The organism is Caulobacter sp. GW456-12-1-14-TSB4 (assembly GCF_059424195.1).
Map to the genome: position 1 here is coordinate 1 of NZ_JBWKZF010000068.1, position 3,950 is coordinate 3,950.

At 67.0% G+C, this 3,950-nt stretch carries 4 protein-coding genes; all 4 read left to right on the plus strand.

Going from position 1 to position 3,950, the window contains the following annotated elements:
- The first annotated feature begins 45 nt into the window (after positions 1-45).
- The 4 genes from AC07YH_RS26595 to AC07YH_RS26610 all read left to right on the plus strand — a co-directional run bounded on the left by AC07YH_RS26595 (position 46) and on the right by AC07YH_RS26610 (position 3,839).
- On the plus strand, positions 46-297 hold the full coding sequence (locus tag AC07YH_RS26595) for a DUF2164 domain-containing protein (protein WP_494749892.1): 252 nt from the start codon (positions 46-48) through the stop codon (positions 295-297).
- A 267-nt stretch (positions 298-564) separates the two neighbouring features.
- Positions 565-1,974, plus strand: a complete 1,410-nt coding sequence (locus AC07YH_RS26600; RefSeq protein ID WP_494749893.1) for a flavin-containing monooxygenase — start codon at positions 565-567, stop codon at positions 1,972-1,974.
- Positions 1,975-2,126: 152 nt separating this feature from the next.
- On the plus strand, positions 2,127-2,762 hold the full coding sequence (locus AC07YH_RS26605; RefSeq protein WP_494749894.1) for a TetR/AcrR family transcriptional regulator: 636 nt from the start codon (positions 2,127-2,129) through the stop codon (positions 2,760-2,762).
- Positions 2,763-2,792: 30 nt separating this feature from the next.
- Positions 2,793-3,839 (plus strand): alpha/beta hydrolase, encoded by a 1,047-nt coding sequence (locus AC07YH_RS26610; protein WP_494749895.1) that lies wholly within the window; start codon positions 2,793-2,795, stop codon positions 3,837-3,839.
- Positions 3,840-3,950 lie beyond the last annotated feature (111 nt).

Genomic DNA, 3,950 nt, shown 5'->3' on the forward strand with positions numbered 1-3,950 from the left:
AACCCCGCCCTTCCCCCATCAAGGGGGAAGGGAGAAGAAAGCCACATGCCCAAGATCACCTTCGACAAGGACACCCGCGCCAAGCTGATCGGCGGGCTCTCGGACTATCTGCGGACCGAGCTGGACTTGGACGTGAAGGGCTTCGATGCCGAATTCCTGCTCGACTTCGTGAGCGAGCGGCTAGGGCCGTACTACTACAACCAGGGCCTCCACGACGCCTCGGCCCTGTACCGCGAGAAGCTGGAGGCGATCACCGAGGCGGTGTGGGAGATCGAGGCGCCGGTGAAGGGGCTTTAGCGCTTCCAACCACAAACCCCGTCTCCCCGGCGCAAGCCGGGGCCCAGATCTCATGGCGCTGGGGATGATTGGAAAAACTCAGAGTTCCTTAGAACCCACCCCAACGCTCTTCCATCTGGGCCCCGGCTTTCGCCGGGGAAACGGATGTGGGGGAGGTCGGGCGGTGGGCGATCTTCCCCTCGCGTAAACATTGACGCCCTCAACCAGCGGCGCATCCTTCCTGAACAACGATAAGTCGCCGGTCCACCGGCGACGGGAGGAAGCTCGATGGCCGATGGCTCCGCCGCCTTCGCCTTGCCCAAGGTCTGCGTCATCGGCGCGGGCTCGTCGGGCATCGCCACCTGCAAGCAGCTGCACGAAGCCGGCATCCCGTTCGACTGTTTCGAGGCCTCGGACCGGGTCGGGGGCAACTGGGTGTTCCAGAACACCAACGGCATGAGCAGCGCCTACCGCTCGCTGCACATCAACACCAGCCGGGACAAGATGGCCTATTCGGACTTCCCGATGCCGGCCGACTATCCGGACTATCCGCACCACAGCCACATCGCCACGTACTTCGACAGTTACGTCGACCACTTCGGCTTCCGCGACCGGATCACCTTCCAGTGCGCGGTGACCTGGGCCAAGCGGCGCGAGGATGGGCTCTGGGAGATCACCCTGGAGACCGGCGAGAAGCGGCTCTACGACGCCCTCTGCGTCGCCAACGGCCACCACTGGGACCCGCGCTGGCCCGAGCCCAAGCCGCCCGGCAAGTTCGACGGGCTGGAGATGCACAGCCACTACTATATCGACCCCGCCACGCCGCACGACCTGCGCGGCAAGACGGTGGTCATCGTCGGCTTCGGCAATTCGGCGCTCGATCTGGCCTGCGAGCTGGGCCGGCGGGAAAATACCGACGGGGTCTATCTGTCGGTCCGCCGCGGCTACTGGGTGGTGCCGCGCTATTTCGGCTCGGACGTGCTCGACTTCTTCAACAACCATCCGAGCGAAGACCCGCCGCTGATGGCGCGGATCCTGCCCGGCAAGATGGTCGCCAAGGCCATCGAGAAGAAGATCGCCGCCGTGCACGGCCGGCCCGAGGACCACGGCCTGCCCAAGCCCGACCACGACTTCGGCGCCAGCCACCCGGCCATCAGCCACGAGCTCTACAACCGCATCGGCTCGGGCGACGTGAGCATCAAGCCCGACATCGAGCGGTTCGACGGGAAACAGGTGTTCTTCAAGGACGGCACGTCGGTCGAGGCCGACGCGGTGATCTGGTGCACCGGCTACAAGATCACCTTCCCGTTCTTCGACAAGCTGACCATCGACGCGCCCGACAACGACATCGCCCTGTGGAAGCGGATGGTCGACCCGCGCTTCGACAACCTGTTCATGGTCGCCCTGGTCCAGCCGCTGTGCGCCATGATGCCGATCGCCGAGGAACAGTCCAAGCTGATCGCCGCCTACCTGACCGGCCGCTACGCCATGCCCGACCCGGCGACCATGGCCCGCGAGCGCGACGCCATGCACCAGGGGGTGAAGTCGCACTACGTCGCCTCGGCCCGGCACACGATCCAGATCAATTGCGGGGAGTACGCCTTTGATCTGCGCAAGGAGCTTAAGCGGGGCATTAAGCGGGCCAAGGCCGCCGGTAATCCCCTGCCGATTCAACCGCGAGCCCGGATGGCATGCTAACGCATGCCATCCATCTTAGTGGTCGAGCCTGTTTATCCATTTCGGATGTCGGCATCCGAAATGGACAGGCTCGAAGGTCTTGCCTCTTGCCGCAGAGTAAGGCTGTGATCATGACGGGGCGTCACGAACGTCCCGCCTTCGAGTCGCGGTCCATGTCGAATATCGCCTACTTCCCCAAGCCCCATATCGACCAGCGACCGGGCAAGCGGGAACGCACCAAGACCGCCAACCGCCAGGCGATCCTGGACGCCGCGCGCGAGGTGTTCGGCGAGCTGGGCTACGACGCCGCTACGGTGCGCGACATCATCCGCCGCACGGGTTTGGCCTCGGGCACCTTCTACAACTACTACAAGTCCAAGGAGGAGGTGTTCGACGCTCTGGCCGACGACGGCGCGCGGCGCTTCCGGCCGCTGCTGCGGGCTGAATCCGAAAAGGCCACCGACTTCGAAGGCTTCGTGCGGGGTGCGATCCTGGCCTATTTCAACTTCGTGGCCGTCGAGCAGGAGAGCTGGCGCATCAACCGGCCGCCGGGCGAGCAGATCCCGCACGCCCGCCCCTCCCCCGAGGTCACCGCCGTGTTCGACGAGGTGCGCGAGGCCTTCGCCCGGGTGCTGGAACAGACCCACGCTCCGCCGGTGGATCTCGACTACCTGACCACCGCCTGCATCGCCGTGGCCCGCGAGATCGGCGACAAGATGCTGGAGCGGCGGCCGGTCGATACCGAGGGCGCGGCGGACTTCGCGGTCAAGCTGATCCTGGGTGGGCTGCCGGCGCTGCCGAGACTTTAAAGAACAACAACAAAGAGTGGGGAGTAGATCATGGCCTCGGACGCCGCCCAGAAAACCATCCTGAAGCTGATCCTGTCGCTGCCCAGCCCAGTCCTGCGGGCCATGTCGGGCGGCGGGGTCGTCTACAAGGGCGGTCGCACCCTGGACCCCCGCTTCCAGTTCTTCGCCCACGCGGCCAAGAAGATGCCGCCGATGAGCAGCGTCTCGCCCGCCGAGGCCGTGGCCGGCAGCGCCAAGGGCCTGGCCGCCGTGCAGGGCCCGCTGGAGCCCGGCGTGCGCACCGAGAGCCTGTCGATCGAGGGGCCGAATGGTCCCATCCCCTGCCGCGCCTATCGACCGGAGAGCCAGGACAGTTCCGCGCCGCTGATCGTCTACGCCCACATGGGCGGCGGGGTGATAGGGGACCTGGAGACCTGCCACGCCTTCTGCTCGATCCTGGCGCGGATCGCCCGCACGGCGGTGATCTCGGTCGATTATCGCCTGGCCCCGGACCACAAGTTCCCGGCCGGGCTGGAGGACGTCCTGGCCGCCTATCGCTGGGCGCGCGACAACACCGGCCGCTTCGGCGCGGCGGCGGTCGCCCCGGCCATCGGCGGCGACAGCATGGGTGGCAACTTCGCCGCCATCATCGCCCAGGAGATGCAGCGCAAGGGCGAGCCTCAGCCGGCCCTCCAGCTGCTGATCTATCCCGCCGTGGACGTGGCCAGCGAGACGCCGTCCATGACCACCTATGCCGACGCCTATCCGCTGACCCGCGCGACCATGGACTGGTTCATGGGCCACTATATGGGCGCCGACGCCGACCCGGCCGATCCGCGCCTGTCGCCGGACAAGACTGCCGACCTCGCCGGCCTGGCCCCCGCCGTCATCGCCACCGCCGGCTTCGACCCGCTGGTCGACCAGGGCGAGGGCTACGCCAAGCGCCTGCAGGCGGCCGGCGTGCCGGTGCTTTACCGCTGCTACGACAGCCTGGCGCACGGGTTCACGGCCTTCACCGGCGCGATCCCGGCGGCGGATGGCGCGTGCCGCGAGATCGCGGGGCTGGTGCGGCAGGCGTTTGATCAAGCGAAGGTCTAGGCGGATGCGCGCTGCTCTTCTCCCTTCCCCCTTTGATGGGGGAAGGGCGGGGATGGGGGTGACGCCGCCGGACGATTTCGCGCGGCCGAGCCACATCCTGAACCGCTGTGG

Coding starts and splice junctions, on each gene's coding strand:
- AC07YH_RS26595 (WP_494749892.1), top strand. CDS start 46: ATGCCCAAGATCACCTTCGACAAGGACACCCGCGCCAAGCTGATCGGC.
- AC07YH_RS26600 (WP_494749893.1), top strand. CDS start 565: ATGGCCGATGGCTCCGCCGCCTTCGCCTTGCCCAAGGTCTGCGTCATC.
- AC07YH_RS26605 (WP_494749894.1), top strand. CDS start 2,127: ATGTCGAATATCGCCTACTTCCCCAAGCCCCATATCGACCAGCGACCG.
- AC07YH_RS26610 (WP_494749895.1), top strand. CDS start 2,793: ATGGCCTCGGACGCCGCCCAGAAAACCATCCTGAAGCTGATCCTGTCG.